Origin of the sequence: Rhodococcus sp. NJ-530, assembly GCF_003860625.1 — a bacterium.
Classification (GTDB): Bacteria; Actinomycetota; Actinomycetes; order Mycobacteriales; family Mycobacteriaceae; genus Rhodococcus_F; species Rhodococcus_F qingshengii.
Genome location: NZ_CP034152.1, coordinates 988,951 through 1,009,912 on the forward strand (window position 1 = coordinate 988,951; position 20,962 = coordinate 1,009,912).

Sequence of the window (20,962 nt, forward strand, 5' to 3'; positions counted from 1 at the left end):
GGGGTATCGATCTGTCACATTCGAGGGTTCTCTATGCTGCTGGGGGCACCGTCCGATCTGAAACGGTGAAACGGATATGGGAGAGCAATCATGGACGCACGCGACTGGGACGAGCGATACCGAGCGGTGACGGAGCCATGGGGAGTCGACCCGGCGGGAACCGTCGCAACAAGAATTTCCGATCTGAGACCGGGCACCGCGATCGATCTGGCCTGCGGCGACGGCCGTCACGCGCGGTGGATGGCTGGGCAAGGTTGGTCGGTGACTGCGGTCGACTACTCGTCGGTGGCGATCGATCTGGCACGGGCGAGTGACGGGGACAAGGCTGTCGACTGGCAGGTCGGCGACGCGACCGAGTGGCAGCCGGAAGGGCTGGTCGACCTGGTGTTGGTCAGCTTTCTTCACCTCGAGGTCGACCATCTGGCCGCAACCTTGAAGCGCGTCGGGGAGTGGCTGACGCCCGGCGGACGGGTCCTCTATTTGGGGCATTCCATCGAGAACTTCCATCGTGGTGTGGGCGGTCCACCCGAACCGACCATTCTGCCCGGTATTTCCGATCTCGCTCGCGCTGCGGAGGGATCGAGGGTCTATGCCCTCGAACATGTCGTTCGGCCGCAAGACGGTAAGACAGCAATTGACGTTTTGCTCGAATTCGGTCCGTGGGAACAGGTCTGACCAGGGCGGGAGCGCACCTTCACGTTCCTGGGTAGCCTACCCTAAACTTGCGAGGGTGTTCGTCGTTCGATGAGCATGAACGACGATGATCGGATTCTTGATGTCTGACCACTCTCAGGTAGCTCACCCGGCGGTATCGGGCGGTGCCGATCTGGACGCAGCGCTCCCGGCGACGGCCGCTCAGCGTGAGGTGTGGGTTGCTCAGAACGTCGATCCGAGCAGTCCGGTCTACAACATCGGACTTGTCGTCGAGGTCGACGGCACGATCGACGTCGAGCGCGCGGCAGCGGCGATCGAGGCCAGCGTCGGACGCGTCGAAGCGCTGTTCGTGCACTTCGAGGTCGATGCCGACAACCAGCTGATCCAGGTGCCGATTCCGGATGCGCGCTGGGACGTGGAAATTCTCGACCTTCGGGCCGAGGCGGATCCCGATTCGACTGCGCAGTCGTGGATGGACACCGACATGGCTCGGGTCTTCGGTCCGGACGATCTGCTGTTCCGCCAGGTGCTTCTGCTGACCGCTGACGACCGAGTCATCTGGTATCAGCGCTATCACCACAGCGTGATCGACGGGTACGGCATCTCGCTCATCGTCGCCGACGTCGCCGAGCGATACGACGATCCGAATCTCGGGACTGCCGCGCCGCAGTGGTCACTCGACGCCGTGGTTGCAGCCGATCTGGATTACCGGAACTCTCCGCGATTCCAGACCGACCGTCAGTACTGGGTCGAACGCGTTGAATCGGGACCGGAAGCGACGCGTATTCTGCATGGGCAGGTGGATGATTCGCTGCCGCCGATCTCGGCGATACTCACGCTCGACGCTGATCGCGCGGCACAGCTCTACCGCTATGCGGCCGACGCCGGGATTCGACGAACTCGCCTGCCCATGGCCGCGCTGATCGCGTACATCGCACGAACCACGGGACAGCACGACGTTGTCGTCTCGGTACCGATGGCCGCTCGGGTGGGGCGCGACATGCGTCGCACTCCTTCGATGGCGTCGACGATTTTGCCGCTGAGTATTCGGGTAGAACGCTCGGAAAGCATCGGCCAGTTGGCAACTCGTCTCGACACCGCCCTGGTCTCGATTCTCAAGCACGGGCGGTACCGAGGTGAGGATCTTGCTCGCGACATTCGGGCGATCGATCCCGACCGTCAGGTCTTCGGCCCCGGCATCAACTCGATGATGTTCGAACACACACTCACCTTCGGCGGATGCCCGGTGCGCGTGCGTAATTCGGTAACCGGTCGAGTCAGTGACCTGGATCTGAGTGTGCGCGGTGGTCAGGACGGGGAACCGATCGAGATCGACGTCCGCGCCCCGGCCGGATTCGACAGGGAGTTGGCCGATCACACCGCCAGAATCGAACAGTTCCTCGATCGATTCGTAGCCGAGCCGCAGCTTCCGATCTCGGCACTCGACCCCATGTCGCTCGCGGAGAGAGAACTCGTGCTCCACGGGTGGAACGACACCGCAGAGCCGCAGCCAATCACGACGGTGCCGGATTTGTTGCGCAGCAGCTTCTCTGCCGATCGGGGCGCTGTCGCCGTGGTCGACGGGGACGTCCGGCTGACCTACGGCGAACTCGAAAGTCGGGTATCACAGCTCGCTGCGCACTTGATCTCTCGCGGTGTCGCGACCGAAACCGTTGTGGCGATCGGGCTTCCGAGATCCGCCGAGATGGTGGTGGGGTTGTTGGCCGTCATGTGTGCCGGCGGCGCCTTCGTGCCACTGGATCCGTCCTGGCCCGCAGAGCGCCGCGAATCGGTACTCACCGATGCCGGTGCCACATTGGTGCTCACCTCGGACGGTGTAGACGACTCCGTTCCGGTCGATCTCTCCGCGTGGGCGTACGAGGACGGGCCCTCGGACCTGTCCGAGACAATGACCTCCGACATTCGTATTCACGGTGCCCAACTCGCATACGTCATCTTCACGTCCGGTTCGACCGGACGTCCGAAGGGCGCCATGATCCGCCACGAGGCAATCTGCGCAAGGTTGCTGTGGCAACGGGAGCGGATTCTCGGGTTCGGGTCCGGCGATGCCTCCTTGTTCAAAGCCCCACTCTCGTTCGACATCTCGATCAACGAGATCCTGCTCCCGCTCGTCTCCGGCGGTCGATTGGTGATCGCGAAGCCCGAGGGGGAACGCGACCCGCAATACCTGCTCGACCTGATCGCCGGAGAATCGGTCACTTTCGTCTACCTGGTCTCGTCCATGCTCGACATACTGCTGGACCTGGCGAACGAGACCGATCAGCTCGATTCGTTGAAGCACGTGTGGTGCGGCGGTGAGGTTCTCACGCCTGAACTCTTCGACCGGTTCCGTGCCCAACTGTCCACGACGCTGTATCACGGCTACGGGCCGGCAGAAGCGACCATCGGTGTCTCCCATGTGATCTACCGAGAGGACGCGGAACGAATCGCGACCTCCATCGGGCGGCCGAACCCCAACACTCGCCTGTACGTGTTGGACGGCGACCTGCAGCCGGTTCCGATCGGCACCGGCGGCGAACTCTACGCCGCGGGCTTCCTGCTGGGACGCGGATACGTCGGCGCGTCGGCGCTGACCGCATCTCGCTTTGTCGCGGATCCCTTCGTCTCAGGTGATCTGGCCGGATCCCGGATGTACCGCACCGGTGACTTGGCCCGATGGACCGACGACGGCACCCTCGACTTCCTCGGACGCACGGACAATCAGGTGAAGATCCGTGGCATGCGCCTGGAACTCGAGGATGTCGAAGCCGCCGTGATTTCGCACCCCGCAGTGCGTCACGTGGCAGTTCTGGTGCGCCAAGCACCAACCGGTGCAAAGTATCTCGCCGCCTACGTGAGCGCAGCGTCGGGGACGAACCTCGCGATCGACTCACGTGAGCTTCGCGAGTGGGCTGCGAGCAAGCTGCCCGACTACATGGTCCCGACCACCGTCACCGTCCTCGACAAGTTTCCGCTCACGGCAAACGGCAAACTCGACCGTCGCGCGCTACCCGAGCCCGATCTCGCCGAACTGAGTGCACATGTCGCTGCGAGAAACGAAGTCGAACAACAGTTCTGCACGTTGATCGCGTCGGCAGTCGGCCTCGATTCGGTCGGCGTTACCGACGACTTCTTTGCACTGGGCGGCGACAGCATCGTCGCGATCTCACTCGTGACCGCGGCTCGTGCTGCCGGTTTGTCGATCAGTCCTCGCGAGGTGTTCCAACTGCGCACCGCCGAGGCTATGGCGCGTGCCCAGTCCTCCCGAGTGGCTGAGATCGTCGACCACGCGGACCAACCGATCGGCCACGTAGCCACGACGCCGATTGCCGCCAGGGTTCTCGGAGTGTCGGACGCAGTACGAACCTTCCACCAGCGAGCGCTGATTCAGACCCCGTCAGCTTTGACCTCCGAGCACGCCGAGTCGGCGCTCGACGCCCTGGTGGCGCGCCACGATGCACTTCGTGGGACGTTGACTTCCGAAGGAACGCTGCTTGTTCCGGAGACAAACGAAGCGGCTGTGGTCTTCGAGACCCGTGCACTACCGGCACCGCTCGAAGAATGCGGACCGTTGATCGTCGCCGAGACCGAGCGAGCTGTCGGCCGTCTGAATCCAGCCGACGGCACGATGGTCAGCGCTGTTCTGTTCCGCCCTGTGACCGGTCCCGGACGGCTGTTGCTGGTCATCCACCACGCGGTGGTCGACGGCGTCTCGTGGCGCATCATCCTCGAGGACCTCGCGCGCGCCGGCATCGCAGCGATGAATGGCGACGAACCCGCACTCGCTCCGGTCGGCACGTCGGTGCGAAGGTACGCCGAACTCGTCTCGGAGGCGGTCGGAGCCGGGCGACTGGACTCGGAAATCGAGTTCTGGGACTCGGTGACGTCCGCACAACGGGCATCTCTCGGCCGTCGGCCACTCGACCCGGCAGTTGACCTCGCGCGCACCGCTGCGGCGCGGTCGATCACCCTACCTCCAGAACTTGCAGATCAGCTGTTGGGCAGTGTCCCACGGGCGTTCGGAGCCGATGTGAGCGAAGTGCTGGTCACCGCACTTGCCGTGGCGCTGACCCGTTGGAGCGGTGCCGGATCGGTGACGATCGACCTGGAGGGGCACGGACGCGACGAGGACATGGTTCGCGGTGACGGCGCTGCGCACGTCGACCTGACTCGTACCGTCGGATGGTTCACCACAGTGTTCCCGGTGGCGCTCGAGATCGGTACAGCCGCTCCGGATCTCGACGCGAGCGGCGAGTTGGCGGGGGTTCTCAAGAGCGTCAAGGAGCAACTTCGACGGGTCCCGAACGCCGGCTTCGGGTACGGAGCATTGCGATACCTCGGCGGCTCGGATCAGTTGCGTAGTTTCGCAGCGCCGGAGGTGGTGCTCAACTATCTGGGACGCACTGCCGCAGCGGAGGGGGACTGGTTCCCGGTGTCGATGGACGGTGCTGCCGATCCGTCCATGCCGATGGGTCACGCGTTGTCTGTCGACGTCGTAGCCGAGGACGCCGCCGGTGGACCACGCCTGCGAGCCACCCTGACCTGGGCGTCGAACATCTTCCTGCGTAGCGATATCGACAAGTTTGCGCGGTTGTGGCTGGACTCGCTCGAGGCCGTGTCCGGGCTCGCAGCCTTCGGCGGAGCCACACCCTCGGACTACCCTCTGGTGGCGCTCGCTCAGGCAGACGTGGACGGGTTACCGAAGGCTGAAGAGATTCTCCCACTCACTCCGCTGCAGGAAGGGATCTACTTCCATTCGGCGTTTGCCGATCCGGGGGCCGATCAGTATGTCGTGCAACAGGTTGTGGAACTGACCGGAGCCGTGGACAGTGCGGCGTTGCGCCGCGCGCTGCAATCCGTCGTCGATCGGCATGAGGCGCTGCGCACCGCATTCTCGGTCCTGGGTGACGGCCGGGTCGTGCAGGTGGTGCACCCGAGCGCTGTCGTGGAGATGGCGGTAGTCGAGGTGGCCGGCGCCGATGTCGATGAACTGCTTTCCGCCGACCGCGCGCGCGGGTTCGACCTGGCGCAACCGCCGCTCGTCCGTTACACGCTTGTCCGTGCCTCTTCTGAGAAGTACCTTCTGCTGCAGTCGATTCACCATGCGGTCGCAGACGGATGGTCGGTTCCGGTGATGCTGCGAGAGCTGATGGCGTCGTACAGCGTTGGCGACTCCGGCGTGGTGCTCCCGACTCCGGCGCCGTACCGCAGCTATCTCGAATGGTTGGCCCGCCACGATCACGAGGCCTCGGCAGCGGTGTGGAGGGAAGCGCTGAACTCTCCCGGGCCCGCGGTCGAACTTCCCGCGCCGAGCGCGGGCAGCAGCGGAGTCTGTGCCACCCGAGTCGAGCTGTCCGACAGTGATACTCGCGCACTGGCGATCAACGGACGCTCCCATGGCCTGACGCTGAGCACGCTCGTGCACGGCGCCTGGGGGCTGGTGCTCGGCCGAATGACCGGCCGAACAGACGTGCTGTTCGGATCGGCCGTATCGGGACGTGGTGGAGACCTGCCCGGCATCGAGTCCATGGTGGGCTTGTTCATCAACACCGTGCCGGCTCGGTTGCGGTTCGATCCGGCAGAGACAGCCGCGCAAGCACTTTCTCGTTGGCAGAGGGAACAATCGGAACTACTCGACCATCAGTACCTGGGGCTACCGGAACTGCGGCGGACCGGCGGACTGGAGCAGAACTTCGAATCACTGGTCGTGTTCGAGAACTATCCACTCGGTGACACGGCAATCGCTGATCCGACGAACTCGGTGCGACTGACGGGAATTCGATTCGACGAGCGACCGGCCTACCCGTTGACCCTGATCGTCGTCCCCGGCGATCGATTGGCGTTGGAGCTCAAGTACGACGCTGCTCAGGTGGACGGCGACGCCGCTGCGTCGCTGGCCGAAACTCTCGCAGTCGTACTCACCGAGCTCTCGCGCGATCTCGATCAGGTCATCGGCCGGATCGCGCTGGCACCCGCACAGCCGGGGAGCGTCGGCACGGCCTTGGATCGGCCGCGCGCAACGCTGACCGAGCTGCTGAAGGATCAAGCCGGGCGTACGCCCGAAGCCACCGCAGTGATCTTCCGTGAAGAGTCGTTGACCTACGCCGAACTTCACTCTCGCGCTGATCGTTTTGCGCATCTGCTGCGCGAACGTGGCGTCGGACGCGAATCGTTGGTAGCGGTTGCCTTGCCTCGCTCTCTTGATCTGATGGTCGCGATACTCGGCATCGGAAAGGCCGGGGGAGCATACGTTCCCCTCGACACCGGCTACCCGGCGGAGCGGCTGACGTACATGCTGGGTGACGCCGATCCTGTGTGCGTCGTGGTGTCGGAAGACTCTTCACTCGATTCGGGTTCGGTTCCGCGGGTTACGGTATCGGAGTCGGCGCAGTTCCCCGCCGATCCGCTGAGTGTCCCAGGATCGCCCGCGGATGCCGCGTACATGATCTACACTTCGGGTTCGACCGGTCGCCCCAAAGGCGTTGTGGTCAACCACGAGGGTGTGGTCAACCGATTGCTCTGGGCACAGCAGATACGTCCGATGGACGTCTCCGACCGGATGCTGCAGAAGACCCCGTCGAGCTTCGACGTCTCCGTTCCCGAATTCTTCTGGCCGTTCCTGGTGGGGGCAACTCTCGTGATGGCCGAGCCGGACGGGCACAAGGACCCTGGCTATCTGGCCGACGTCATCGTCGAACATTCCGTGACCCGAGTGCATTTTGTTCCGTCGATGCTCGACGTGTTTCTCGCGGAGCCGAAAGCAGCACTGTGCTCCTCGCTCGAGATCGTCAACTGCAGCGGTGAGGCACTGCCCGTTCACGTTGCACGCAAGGTCGCCGAGATCCTGCCGAATACTCTGGTGGACAACCTCTACGGCCCCACCGAGGCCGCCGTCGACGTCAGTTGGCAACCGTCGGTGCAGGAAACTCCGGCAGACGCCGTCAGCGTCCCGATCGGCGCACCTGCCGCCAACACCGGCCTGTTGGTTCTCGATCCCTACCTGCAGAACGTCCCGGCCGGTGCCACCGGTGAGCTCTATCTGGCAGGGCCACAACTGGCGCGTGGTTACCACGGACGTGGGGGATTGACCTCCGAACGATTCGTGGCGAATCCGTACAGCGACGGCGGCTCGCGGATGTACCGGACCGGTGACATCGTGCGGTGGAATGCCGACGGCGTTCTCGAGTACCTCGGCCGTGCCGACGAGCAGGTGAAGGTTCGTGGATTCCGAATCGAACTCGGCGAAATCGAAGCGCAATTGGCGCTGTGCCCCGGAGTCACGGCAAGTGCCGTGATCGTCCGAACCGACGGTCCGAGCAACCGCGCACAGGTGGTCGCCTACCTGGTCGGAGATGCTGATGATGTTGCGGTTCGAGCTCAGTTGTTGTCAGTGCTACCGGAGTTCATGGTGCCAAGTGCCTTCGTGCGGCTCGAGTCGCTGCCGCTGAGCCCGAGTGGCAAGCTCGACCGAAAAGCACTACCTGCACCGGATTTTGCGGCACAGGTGGGCGACTTGACGGGAGTGGTTTCCTCGGGCGTTGCAGACCTCCTCGCCGGGCATTTCGCGACGGTTCTCGGACTGCCCCGTGTCGGGGTGCGCGACGATTTCTTCACTCTCGGCGGCGACAGTATCCTGGCGATCCGACTGGTCAACCTGGCTCGTCGTGATTCGGTAGTGCTGACCCCGCGTCAGATCTTCGAATTGCGCACTCCCGCTGCGATCGCTGCAGCGGTGGGTGATGTCGCCACCTCGGATGCCACCGTCACGGCCGACATCGGCGTGGGTGAGCTGGTTCCGCTGCCGGTGGTTCACCGCTTGTCCGAATGGACGGGTGGTACCGACCGCTTCAACCAGGCAGTTCTGATCCACTCTCCGGCAACATCTCTCGGTTCGATCACCGGCGCATTGCAGGCCGTGCTCGATCACCACGACGGACTTCGCCAAACCTTGATCCGACATGACCGCGGGATGTGGTCGGCGCGGATCGAGGAACCCGGTAGTGTCCGGGCAGCGAACCTGGTCGAACGCGTTGATGCTCGGGGACTGGATGACTCCGAGTTGCGAAGACTCGTCACTGAGCACTCTGAAACTGCGACCAGTCGATTGGATCCGTCTGCAGGGCGGATGGTCTCGGTGGTCTGGTTCGATTGCGGCGCTGAGAGTCTGGGCCGACTCGCGATAGTCGCGCACCACCTGGTCGTGGACGGGGTTTCCTGGGGAACCCTGCTCGAGGATCTCGCGATGGCCTGGGTGGCAGTCGAAGCCGGAGAGCCCGCCGCACTGGATGCCGTCGGAACTTCGCTGCGTACCTTCTCCCGTACGGTGGCCGAACACGCATACAGTGCTCATCGATTCGCCGAACTCGATCACTGGCTGACCGTGACCGCTCCGGGCGCGCAGTTGATCCCCGACGCCGCGGGCGATGCCGTCGTATCCGGAGGCTCGAGGCGCACGGTCACGGTGGACGGAGCAATCTCCGAGGCAGCACTTGGATCGGTTGCGGCAATGGTGGGTGCCGAGGGAACGGATGTTCTGTTGGCAGCGCTGACGATGTCCGTCGATCGCTGGCGCCGCTCCACCGGCCGCAGTGAGCACGAATTGCTGGTCGATCTGGAAAGGCACGGCCGGGAGGAGTTGGTGGCGGGCATCGATCTGTCGCGAACAGTCGGCTGGTTCACCACGATTGCCCCGATGCGACTGCACGGCGGAATCGACCCGGTGGACACGCTACGCGAGGTGAAGGAGAGCCTGCGGGCGGCTCCGGACGGCGGTATCGGCTACGGGATGCTGCGATACGTGAATGCCCGCACGGCATCGACATTGGCGGGGCGCTCCGAATCTCAGATCCTGTTCAACTATCTCGGACGAACGACGACAGCTGGATCGACAGCATGGTCCTTGGCAGCGGAATCCGAAGCCTTGTCCACCGATCCCGACGCAGACATGGGAGGCCCGTACCGACTGATCGTGAATGTCGTCAGCGTGGATTCGGGGCTCCGCGCCGAGTTTGCCTGGGCAAGTGAAGATTTGTCCGAGGAGGACGCGCAGTCACTCTCCGACGGCTGGGTTTCGGCCCTCGGCGATCTGGCGGCTGCGGCCGCGCGTCACGCCGGGCCTCCCATTCTGACCCCGTCCGATGTGACGTTGCTCGACCTGAGTCAGACCGAGATCGACGCGATAGCCGATGCGAGTCCGGCAGGTGTCAGCAGCATCCTCCCACTCTCACCGTTGCAGGAAGGCCTGTACTTCCAAGCCGGCTACGCGGGCAGCAGCGACAGCAGCAGTGGTGGGGACATCTACACGGCACAGTTCTCGATGGACTTCGGGCACACCCTCGATGTCGACAGGTTGGCTGCGGCCGCCCGGACACTTCAACGACGAAATCCCACGTTGCGAGCGGGTTTCGTGAGCGAAGGGCTGAACGAGCCGGTGCAGTTCTTCAGCGCTGGACTCGATGTTCCGGTCGTCGTCCACGATCTCCGTGAACTCGACGACTCGGTTGCTCGTGAGCGTGCCGAGGCCGTCGCCGCCCAAGACCGAGTGACGCCATTCGACCTGACCGCGCCGCCGCTGTGGCGTATGAGTGTGCTGCATCTGCCCGGCGGCCAGGATCGTCTGGTGATCAACAGGCAGTTCCTGCTGTGGGACGGCTGGTCCAACGGCCTTGTCGTCAGTCAGCTTCTGGCGCTTTACGATACCGGCGGCGACGACAGCGCATTCGGCGAACCCGAGGGGTCGTTCGAGACATACCTCGCCTGGTTGGCCGATCGCGACGGTGCAGCCGCCGACGAGGGGTGGCGCGGAGCGCTCGCAGGACTCGAGGAGCCGACGCTTGTTGCCGAGCCTGCGCCCGGCGTCGAAGTTCAGCTTCCGGATCGCCGCGATGCGGTTCTGTCGGAAACGCTTTCGCGTGCGTTGCGTGAGCGCGCTGCCGCGTCCGGCGTCACGTTCAACACGGTACTGAATGCAGCGCTGGCCCTCGTGCTGGCGTCGGCCACCGGTCGACAGGACGTCGTCTTCGGCTCCACGGTTGCCGGACGGCCGCCGGAGGTACCGGGAATCGACACCGTGGTGGGCATGTTCCTCAACACCGTTCCCGTTCGGCTGCAACTGGATCCGAACGAGAGCGTCGAGGAACTTCTTCGTCGGACACAGGCGGATCGACTTTCGCTGATGCCGTTCGACTACCTCGGTTTGGCATCGATCCAGCGTGTTTCCGAGCATCGTCAACTCTTCGACGTGCTGATGGTCCTGCAGAACTTCGTGGACGAGAAGCAAGTCCACGCGCTCAACGCCGCTCACGACGTGAGTGGAAGCGACAGTATCGATCACACGCACTATCCGCTGACCGTCGTGGTCACACCGGGTGCCACCGTCAACGTCAAGTTCGAGTTCCATCCGCGTCTGGTGACCGCGCGCCGGGCCGAGGACCTACTGGGTCACTTCGTCGACCTGCTGCAGAGTTGGTCGCAGGACATGACGGGATCGGTTGTTGCGTCTCCGGTTCCCGCAGTAGCGCAGCAGACGCAGATCCGGGAGTTGCCGGAGCGCACCATTGCCGACCTGTTCGAAGAAGTCGCGTCGGCGCAACCGAACGACACGGCACTCGTGTTCGGGAAGCGCCGGATGACCTACGCCGATCTCGACGGCGAGATCAACCGGATGGCGCGGTTGCTGATCAATTGCGGCGCCGGCCCGGAAAAGATTGTCGCTCTTGGCCTACCACGTTCGGTGGACATGGTCGTCGCGCTCTTCGCGGTATTGCGCACGGGTGCTGCCTACCTACCCCTCGAACTCGACCATCCGGCCGAACGGTTGGCCGTGATGATCGACGACGCGGATCCTGTCGTGTTGCTGACAACCGTTTCGGCCTCACCGAGGTTCGAAGGTGCCGACGTCCGCACTATCGTGATCGACGAACCCGATACAGCAGCAAGGAGACTGACGATCTCGGCGCGGGCACTCTCCGCGTCGGAACTCGGAGCATTCGCTCCGGGGGCACCGCATCGACTCGACCACCCCGCGTACGTCATCTACACCTCCGGTTCGACCGGCAAGCCCAAGGGCGTGGTCACCGGTTACCGCGGCTTGACGAACATGCAGTTCAACCACCGCGAGGCGATTTTCGAACCAGTGATCGCCGCGGCGGGCCGGCGCCTGCGGATCGCGCACACCGTGTCCTTTGCCTTCGACATGTCGTGGGAGGAACTTCTGTGGCTCGTGGAAGGCCACGAGGTGCACATTTGCGACGAGGATCTGCGTCGTGATGCCGAGGCACTCGTTGGATACTGCGACGCACTGGACATCGACGTCGTCAACGTGACACCGACCTACGCGACGCACCTGATCGACAGCGGGCTTCTCGACGACGGTGTGGGACACCACCGCCCGCCGTTGGTCCTGCTCGGCGGTGAAGCCGTTCCGGATTCGGTGTGGAACAGGCTGCGCGACACCGAGGGAACCGTGGGGTACAACCTCTACGGTCCGACGGAATACACGATCAACACGCTCGGTGGCGGAACGTTCGACAGTGACACCCCGACCGTCGGCAAACCGATCTGGAACACCGCCGCGCATATTCTCGACGGCTGGCTGCGTCCGGTCCCCGATGGAGTTGCCGGCGAACTGTACATTGCCGGAGCCGGTTTGGCTCGCGGCTACCTCGGACGCTTCGCGCTCACGTCCGAGCGCTTCGTCGCAGATCCGGCTGGGACCGGAGGACGTATGTACCGCACCGGGGATCTCGTGCGGCGACGCGGTGACGGCAACCTGGACTTCCTCGGCCGCACCGACGATCAGGTGAAGATCAGAGGTCACCGCATCGAGCCGAGCGAAATCGTCTCCGTTCTCGAATCCGACGAACATGTGCGGCAAGCGGCAGTGGTGGTCGACGTCGGGGCAGGTGGAGTCAAGAGGCTCGTCGGCTACGTGACACCCGTGCGACTCGGCGCCGGGCACGACTACCGCGCGCAGGCGCGAGTTCTCCTACCCGACTACATGGTTCCGGCCGTGGTGATCGAGGTGGAGACACTACCGATGACCGTCAACGGCAAGCTCGACGTCAAGGCACTGCCCACCGCCGATTCGGTGCTGGGGGAGCGGAGTGGGGAGTCGATCGCACCGCGTAACCACACGGAAGAGGTCCTCTGCGACCTCTTCTCCGACGTACTCGATGTGGACGATATCGGGGTCGACGACAACTTCTTCGACCTCGGTGGGCACTCGCTTCTGGCCACCAAGCTGATCAGTCGAGCTCGGATCGCCATTCCGAACAGTCTGACCATGCGTGATCTCTTCGAAGCGCCGACGGTGGCGGAACTCGCGGAACGTATTGCGGCCGAGCAGGGATCGACGCGACCGGTACTGGTAGCGAAGCCGCGGCCGGACCACCTTCCTCTTTCTGCCGCTCAACAGCGATTGTGGCTGATCGGACAGATGGAGGAGAACTCCGCGGCCTACAATTTCCCGATCGTGCTCCGTTTGGACGGCGCACTGGACGCGGACGTCTTCGCCGCGGCGCTCGGCGACGTCGTGGAACGACACGAATCCCTGCGTACGGTGTTCCGGTTGGTGGACGGATCGCCGGAGCAGATAATTCTCGAATCGGCGACGATTCCGGTCGAGACAGTTCATCGAGACGAATCCGGTGTCGCCGGTGAAATTGCCGTGGCAGTGGGTCGTCCGTTCGACCTGTCTGACGAGATTCCGATCCGCGCACGTCTGATCCGGGTGGACGGTGCCGAGGTGGACGGTGCCGTAGTGGTCGTGATCGTCCTGCATCACATCACGACGGACGAATGGTCCGATCGGCCATTCCTGCGCGATCTGATGTCTGCATACTCCTCTCGGATCCAGGGCGAAGATCCAATTTTCGAACCGCTTCCGGTTCAGTACGCGGATTACACTCTGTGGCAACGGGAATTGTTGGGCAGCCCCGACGATCCGTCGAGCATCCTGAGCACGCAGTTGGACTTCTGGGCGAAGAGTTTGGACGGAGCCCCCGAAGAACTGCTGCTTCCCGCCGACCGGAGTCGACCGGCCAGACCGAGTTTCTCCGGTGGTGCAGTGGTGACACGGTTGGGCGTGGAGACAACTGCTGCACTGCGAGATCTGGCGCGCGAGAGCCGGAGTTCGATGTTCATGGTTCTGCACGCGGCGTCGGCGGCGTTGCTGACTGCGCTCGGAGCGGGTGAGGACCTTCCCCTCGGCGCTCCCGTCGCCGGACGTAGTGAGCATGGACTCGACGAACTGGTCGGCTTCTTCGTCAATACGATTGTGCTGCGCACGGATACGTCGGGTAACCCGACGTTCCGGGAGTTGGTGGATCGCGTTCGTGAGGGAGATCTCGAGGCCTTCGCCAACGCTGACGTTCCCTTTGAAACGGTGGTGGAGCGCCTCAATCCGTCGCGTACTTTGGCACGTAATCCGCTGTTCCAGGTCATGGTCGGCTATCACAGCCGGGAGGAGATGGGAGGGGATCCGTTCGAACTCGAGGAGTACACAGCCAAGTTCGATCTGGTGTTCAACTTCACCGAGTACCTCGGCGACGAAGGCTGCATCGACGTCCGGCTCGAGTACGGCAGCGACCTCTTCGATCGCGAAACAGCACAGCGAATTTCGAACCGATTGGAATCGGTGATCGCGGCAGTCGTGGAATCGGCCGACATCGAGATCGGCGACATCGACATCTTCTTGCCAGGCGAACTCGAGCAAGTTGTCACCTCGTTCAACGACACCGCCGTCGACGTGCCGGAAGAGACGTTCTACGACGCTTTCGCGCGTGGAGTCGTTGCTACGCCCGAGGCTGTTGCGGTGCGCGACGAGGCGGGGCAGGCCACGTACCGCGAACTCTCCGAGCAGTGTGATCGGATCGCCGGCGTGCTGTATCGCCGCGGAGTGTCGGTCGAAGACGTGGTGGGGCTTGCCGTCCCGCGCTCGGTGGAAATGGTCGCGTCGGTCCTCGCCGTGCTCAAGCTGGGGGCCGCGTATCTACCCCTGGATTTGAGCCACCCGAGCGAACGCATCACGTACATGCTCACCGATTCCCGCGCCTCGGTACTTCTGTCCACTGCGGAGGAAAGCTCGCGGATCGAGGATGTGGTCGGCGTCGAGCGAATCCTCCTGGACGATCCGCTGATCCGTGCGGAACTGGACGAGGCAGTGATCGTCGAAACTCCCCGGCCACCAGTTGGCGTCAGCCACGCTGCCTATGTCATCTACACCTCGGGATCGACCGGCAAGCCGAAGGGAGCCGTCCTCTCCCACGACGGTATTCCGAGTCTTGTTGCCACAGCTGAGGTTCGGATGCGACTGGTACCGGGTTCGGTGGTGATGCAGTTCGCTTCGGTCGGCTTCGACGTCGCGGTATTCGAGCTGGCGATGGCACTGTGCACGAGCAGCACCCTGGTGATCGTGCCGCAGAATGCACGAGTTGCCGGTCCGGCGCTGACCGATTTCATGACGAGCAATCGTGTCACCCACGCGATCATCCCTCCCTCGTTGCTGGCCGCTCTGCCGGCAGGATGTGAAGTGCCGCAGGGCTGCACCGTGTTGGTCGGAACCGAGACGGTGCCACCGGAGCTGATCGGGCGATGGGCGGAGCGGCTGAATTTGCTTGCCGCGTACGGACTCACCGAAGCCACGGTGAACAACACACTGTGGCAGGCGGAACCCGGTTGGAACGGTCCCGTGCCCATCGGAATCCCTGACCCCAACGAACAGGCGTACGTGCTCGACGATCAACTCCGTCCGGTTCCGCCGGGAGTATCCGGGGAGCTGTACATCGCGGGACGCGGCCTGGCGAGAGGCTATCTGGGCCGATTCGATCTGACGGCACAGAGATTCATCGCCGATCCCTTCACCGCGGGCGATCGCATGTATCGCACCGGGGACCGCGCGCGGTGGCGCTCTGACGGGAACATCGACTTCCTCGGCCGCGTCGACGATCAGGTCAAGATCCGCGGTTTCCGAATCGAGTTGGGCGAAATCATCGGAGCTCTCAGTGCCCATCCTTCGGTGAAGCAGGCAACGGTCGTCGCGGATCGGCAGGGCGAAATCACGCGCCTGGTCGGTTACGTGTCACCGGAACCCGGTGTCGTCGTCGACACGACGGCAGTGCGGAACCTCGCGGCACTGTCGTTGCCCGACTACATGGTTCCGACCATGGTTGTCGCCCTTGACGGTCCGCTGCCGTTGACGCCCAACGGAAAGCTCGACCGCAAGTCGTTGCCCACTCCGGACTGGTCGGAGCTGGCGGGTGATGTTGCTCCTCGCACGGCAGTGGAGTCCACGGTTGCGGCTGCGTTCGCGGAAATCCTGCAACTCCCGAGTGTCGGAGTCCACGACAGTTTCTTCGAACTCGGCGGCCATTCGATGGCTTCGATGAAACTGGTCGGTCGCATTCGTGAAGCGTTCGGCGTGGACGTCAGTATTCGAGACGTATTCGACGCGCCGAGTGTTGCGGAGTTGGCGGCCGTCGTCGCGCGTTCGGAAGGTGGGCGTCCGATCCTGGCGCCGGCGGTGAAACGTCCCGAGACGATGGGTCTGTCTGCGCCGCAACGTCGTCAATGGGAGTTGTTCCGCGCGTCCGGCGCGCAACCGCAAGCAAGCCACGCTCTGGCGCTGACCCTGAAATCGAAGATCGATCCGGAGATTCTCGGGCACGCCTTGGACGATGTGACTTCGCGGCACGAACCCCTGCGGACCACCTTCGTCGAGGTCGACGGCGTCGTCGTGGCAAGAGAATCGGTGCGTCCGACTGTCGATGTGGTCGATGTCGGCGCCGGCGATGTGGGTCGAGTGGTGTTCGAACTGGCTCAACTTCCGATGGATCTGCGTGAGCAATCACCGTTGCGGGTTCATCTGGTGCTCGGTGAAGACGGCTCTAGGACACTGCTTCTCGTCATGCACTACATCGCCGTCGACGAGTGGTCCGTAGTGCCGCTGCTGGGAGATCTGGTCTCTGCTTATGCAGCCCGGTCGCAGGGAGATCAACCGGTTTGGGACGAGCTTGCATTGACGTACGCCGATTACACCGTGTGGTCGGAGGAGCTGTTGGGAGACCCCCGAGACGTCGACAGCCGTGCGTCGAAGCAACTTGCATATTGGCGGGATGCGCTCGACGGAATACCGACCAGTGTGAATCTTCCGTTGCCGGAAGGTGACTCGGAGCCTCGAGGTGACGTGATCGCCGTCGACATCGACGCGGGTCTGCACGCCGGAATCGACGCGCTGGCTGCGCGCACCGGCACGAGCATGTTCATGGTCCTGCAGGCCGCACTGGCCAGCGTTCTCACGAAGGCCGGCGCGGGTACTGATCTCCCCATCGGTTCATTGGTTGCGGGCAGGTCGGATCCCCGTCTCGAACCGATGATCGGATCGTTCTTCAATGTTGTTCTCCTGCGCACGGATACGTCCGGTAGTCCGACGTTTGCAGAATTGCTGGCTCGCATCCGGGAAAACAATCTGGAAGCGCTGAGCAATCAGGACGTCTCATATGTGTATGTCGAGCAGGCGCTGGGTAATCCGGCGTCCATGAGGCCTCAGGTGATGGTGATCCATCATCAACAGGCCGATTTGGACGGGCTCGGCGACTTCGGTTCTCTCGTACCGATTCCGGTGGGAGTGCCCGATGCGGATGTGACGTTGAGTTTTTACGAGCCGGTGGGCGATGGGCCTGTCTTTGCAACTCTCGGGTTCCGTGCCGACCGCGTCGATGCGGGTGCAGTCCGCGTATGGGCAGGTCAGTTGGTCGACGTGATCGAGGCTGCAGTTGCCGCCGAAGGGGATGACGCGAGCGAGGGGGCGAAACTATGACATACGTCGCATCGCTCCGTGGGGTCGACCGCTATACGGGGGCTCACAGTGTTGATACCCTCACCTCATTAAGGGTAGCCTTTGCTACTTACTTCGGGACATCGATTGGCGGCCGTACCAGGTCGTTCCGTCGGGGATGGACTACCTGTAATGAGTGAATCACCAAGAGACTCCAGCGCCGAACCTGCCATTGTCGACATCGTCGGCGTCGGGTTCGGTCCGGCCAACCTCGCGTTGGCCATTGCTGTCGAAGAACACAATGCAAATTGTGCGGCCGTTGATCGGGTGAACGCGCGGTTCTTCGAAAAGCAGTCTCAGTTCGCGTGGCATCCCGGGATGCTGCTCGACGGTGCCACCATGCAGATCGCGTTTCCGAAGGACCTGGTGACGTTCCGGAATCCACGGAGCGGATACAGCTTCTTCTCGTATCTGTTCGAGCAGGGTCGACTGGTCGACTTCGTCAACCACCAGACCTTCTTCCCCACGCGCCACGAATTCAACGACTACCTGTGCTGGGCAGCTCGACGAGTCGACGCGGACGTGCAGTTCGGTACAACCGTCGACGGGGTCGAGGGCATCAAGAACTCCGACGGCGTTGTCGATCGCTTTGCGGTTCGCACCGCCGACGGTGGAACGGTGATCGCGCGCAACATCGTTGTCGGAGCCGGACTGAAAGAGCGGATCCCGGAGTGGGCGACGCCTTCGTCGCGGTGCTTCCACAATCACCAGTTCCTCTTCCATCTCGAAGCAATGCCGGAGCCCGTACACAACCGGTTCGTCGTTCTCGGCGCCGGCCAGAGTGCCGCGGAGATCGTGGACTACCTGCACGCGAACTACCCGAACGCCGAAGTTCACAGTGTTTTTGCCCGCTACGGCTACAGCCCGGCAGACGACAGCCCGTACGCGAACCGCATCTTCGATCCCGAAGCCGTCGATCAGCTGCACGGTGCAGACGCCGCGGAACGACGCCGACTGCTCGATCTGCACCGCAGTACCAATTACTCGGTCGTCGACATCGAACTGATCAACAAGCTGTATGCCACCGAATATCAGGAGATGGTTCGTGGGCCGCGGCGACTGTTCATGCGTCGGGCCTCGGAGATCACGAGTGCCGTGGAGACCGAATCCGGCATCGAACTGGCTGTCCGTAGCAATCTCGACGGCTTGACCGACACGCTGGCGTGCGACGCACTCATTCTGGCCACGGGTTTCACCCCGGCACCTCTGGACGATTTGTTGGGTGAACTCGTGCCGGATTCGTCCGTTCCGCGTAACGTCAGTCGGGATTATCGACTGGCTGTAACGGAGGACGTGACAGGCGGTATCTATCTGCAGGGTGGGACAGAACAGACTCACGGATTGACGTCGTCGCTGCTGTCGAACGTGGCAGTGCGGGCGGGGGAGATTCTGGCGTCGGTGCTGAGCCACCAGAACCGAACTGGTGCGCTTGCTAGTCTGGGCGCACAAGACACGTACGTAACGAGTGAGGCGAGATGAGCACTAACCCTTTCGATGACGAAGACGGCCGCTTCTACGTGCTGGTGAACGACGAGGACCAGCACTCGCTGTGGCCCACGTTTTCCGAGGTCCCCGCCGGCTGGCGAGTGGTGTTCGGTGAAGACAGCCGCAAGGCGTGCCTCGAATACGTCGAGGCCAACTGGACCGACATGCGTCCGAAGAGCCTGCGTGAGGCCATGGAAGCCGATCAGGCTGCCGGTGGAAAGCACGCAGTCGAGAGCTGATTCTCTCACCGCTCGGAACCCCCGAGTGAACAGAAAAGAGCTGGGCACCGTCAGGTGCCCAGCTCTTTCTGCTTGAACGACGCCTACTTCTCGGTGACGGGAACTCGACGCCTGCGCTTGCGGACCATCGGGCGACGTAGCGAGTCCACGCGCATCAGAATCCGTGGACGACGCAGCGTGCGCGCTCCCCATTCGCCGAGCGTGACGCCCGCGGCCAGGGCACAGCCGATACCGAACGCCGACAGCAAGGCAGTCAACCCGATCAGTACCTGGTCGTTGAGCAGCGCGTACAGGCCTCGGTACAGCGACAGACCGGGGAGCAGCGGAGTGATGCCTGCGACCGCGACAACCAGCGGAGGCGTCAGTGCGCGGCGAGCCATCAGACCACCGGCAAGACCGACCACGGTTGCGGCGATTGCGGCGGCGATCACGGGACCGACGTCGAGTGTCTGCACGAAGATCGACACACCACTGCCTGCCGCACCGCCCAGGAACGCCGCGGTGAGTGCACGCCGCTCGGCGTAGCAGGCGAGCGCGTAGAACACCGACGCACACGCACCGGAGAGCATGAGGATCGGCAACTGCGTGATGGTGGAGACTTCCACATTGATCGGTGGAAGCGTCGAACCCAACATCCCGGTCATTCGCAACGAGATTGCGACGCCCGCGATGATGCCGCCCGTCATCATCACCACTTCGAAGAATCGCGCGACAGCTGTAATGGGTGCACCCATGATCGCGTCCTGGACCGAGCCCACCAACGACAGCCCGGACAGCAGGACGACCACTCCGGCCGCGATGACCAACGACGGCCGGATACTGATCCCCAGCTGGTCCTGAAATGTATAGAGCGTGGCGGCAGGCGCAGCGGCGATGAGACCACCGACAACCTGCTGGAAGAAGAACGGCAACCCGAACCGGTTCAGTACGCGGTTGACTCGATCGATGACCATCGTCGTCAGAAACGCGACTGTGGCAACGAGGAACCCGCCGCCGAGCAGGACGGAGACCGAAGCCGCCATCGCCGCCCAGGCCATGGTCGCGGTCCACCGGTTGTACGGGTGCGGCGCCGTCGTGATGGCTGTGAGCGCGTCATGCGCTTGGTTCGGTGTGATCGCCTCACGGCGGATACGACGTGTCAGACGATCGACAGCCGCCAGCCGCGTGAAGTCCATCGACCGGTAGTGGACGATGCGCATCGTGCTCGCCGGCGGTCGCGTCGGGCCGCGATAGGCGGAGAGCACAATCGAGTTGTAAGTGACGTCGACGTCACACTGGGCAAGGCCGTACGTGGCGGCGATGAACTGCACCTGCTCAGCGGTGTCCATGGCCGCGGTTCCGGATGCGAGGAGGACTTCGCCCACCCGAACCGCGAGGTCCAGGACCTCTGCGACGACGGCGTCGTCTGTCAGGTCGATCGGTTGAAGCGGTGCGGGAGCCGACGTGACCGTGTCGACGGTGGCTTGCCGGTTTCCCGTCAGGCGTGTGAGTACTTCGGTGAATTTCGCCATCAGGGGGCGGAGTGGGAGTTGCGCATGGGGCCCACGCTATCTAACGTGACCCGCGCGCGGCCACCGTGACGGCTTGGATATGATGGCTCCGCAAAGTCAGTCGCGGCAACGCGTCGGTCTTCGCCTCCTTAGCTCAGTGGTAGAGCACTCGCCTTGTAAGCGAAAGGTCGTCGGTTCAATCCCGACAGGAGGCTCCGAAAGAAGAGGCACTCACCAATGTGGTGGGTGCCTCTGTATTT

The 20,962-nt window shown here is 63.4% G+C and carries 5 protein-coding genes and 1 tRNA gene; 5 read left to right on the top strand and 1 reads right to left on the bottom strand.

Annotated elements, in window-relative coordinates; all coding sequences use genetic code 11:
- The first annotated feature begins 90 nt into the window (after positions 1-90).
- The 4 genes from EHW12_RS04620 (at position 91) to EHW12_RS04635 (ending at position 19,212) form a co-directional block, all read left to right on the top strand.
- Positions 91-675 carry a class I SAM-dependent methyltransferase gene (locus EHW12_RS04620; RefSeq protein WP_003945672.1) on the top strand — a complete coding sequence of 195 codons (585 nt, stop codon included), beginning with the start codon at positions 91-93 and terminating at the stop codon, positions 673-675.
- Positions 676-775: 100 nt separating this feature from the next.
- On the top strand, positions 776-17,470 hold the full coding sequence (locus EHW12_RS04625) for a non-ribosomal peptide synthetase (RefSeq protein ID WP_241199097.1): 16,695 nt from the start codon (positions 776-778) through the stop codon (positions 17,468-17,470).
- A 150-nt stretch (positions 17,471-17,620) separates the two neighbouring features.
- A complete protein-coding gene (locus EHW12_RS04630; protein WP_125050332.1) occupies positions 17,621-18,967 on the top strand; it encodes a SidA/IucD/PvdA family monooxygenase in 1,347 nt (448 codons plus the stop codon).
- The gene (locus tag EHW12_RS04635; protein ID WP_003945538.1) at positions 18,964-19,212 is read left to right on the top strand and encodes an MbtH family protein; all 249 of its coding nucleotides are present in this window, start codon (positions 18,964-18,966) and stop codon (positions 19,210-19,212) included. The genes EHW12_RS04630 and EHW12_RS04635 overlap by 4 nt, the downstream gene beginning before the upstream one ends.
- Before the next feature lie 83 nt (positions 19,213-19,295).
- On the opposite strand, the gene EHW12_RS04640 is transcribed toward EHW12_RS04635, so the two are convergent.
- Complete coding sequence (locus EHW12_RS04640) at positions 19,296-20,723, bottom strand: threonine/serine exporter family protein (protein WP_125050333.1); 1,428 nt, start codon at positions 20,721-20,723, stop codon at positions 19,296-19,298.
- A 122-nt stretch (positions 20,724-20,845) separates the two neighbouring features.
- Here EHW12_RS04640 and EHW12_RS04645 point away from each other — a divergent pair.
- Positions 20,846-20,917, top strand: a tRNA-Thr gene (locus EHW12_RS04645).
- Positions 20,918-20,962 lie beyond the last annotated feature (45 nt).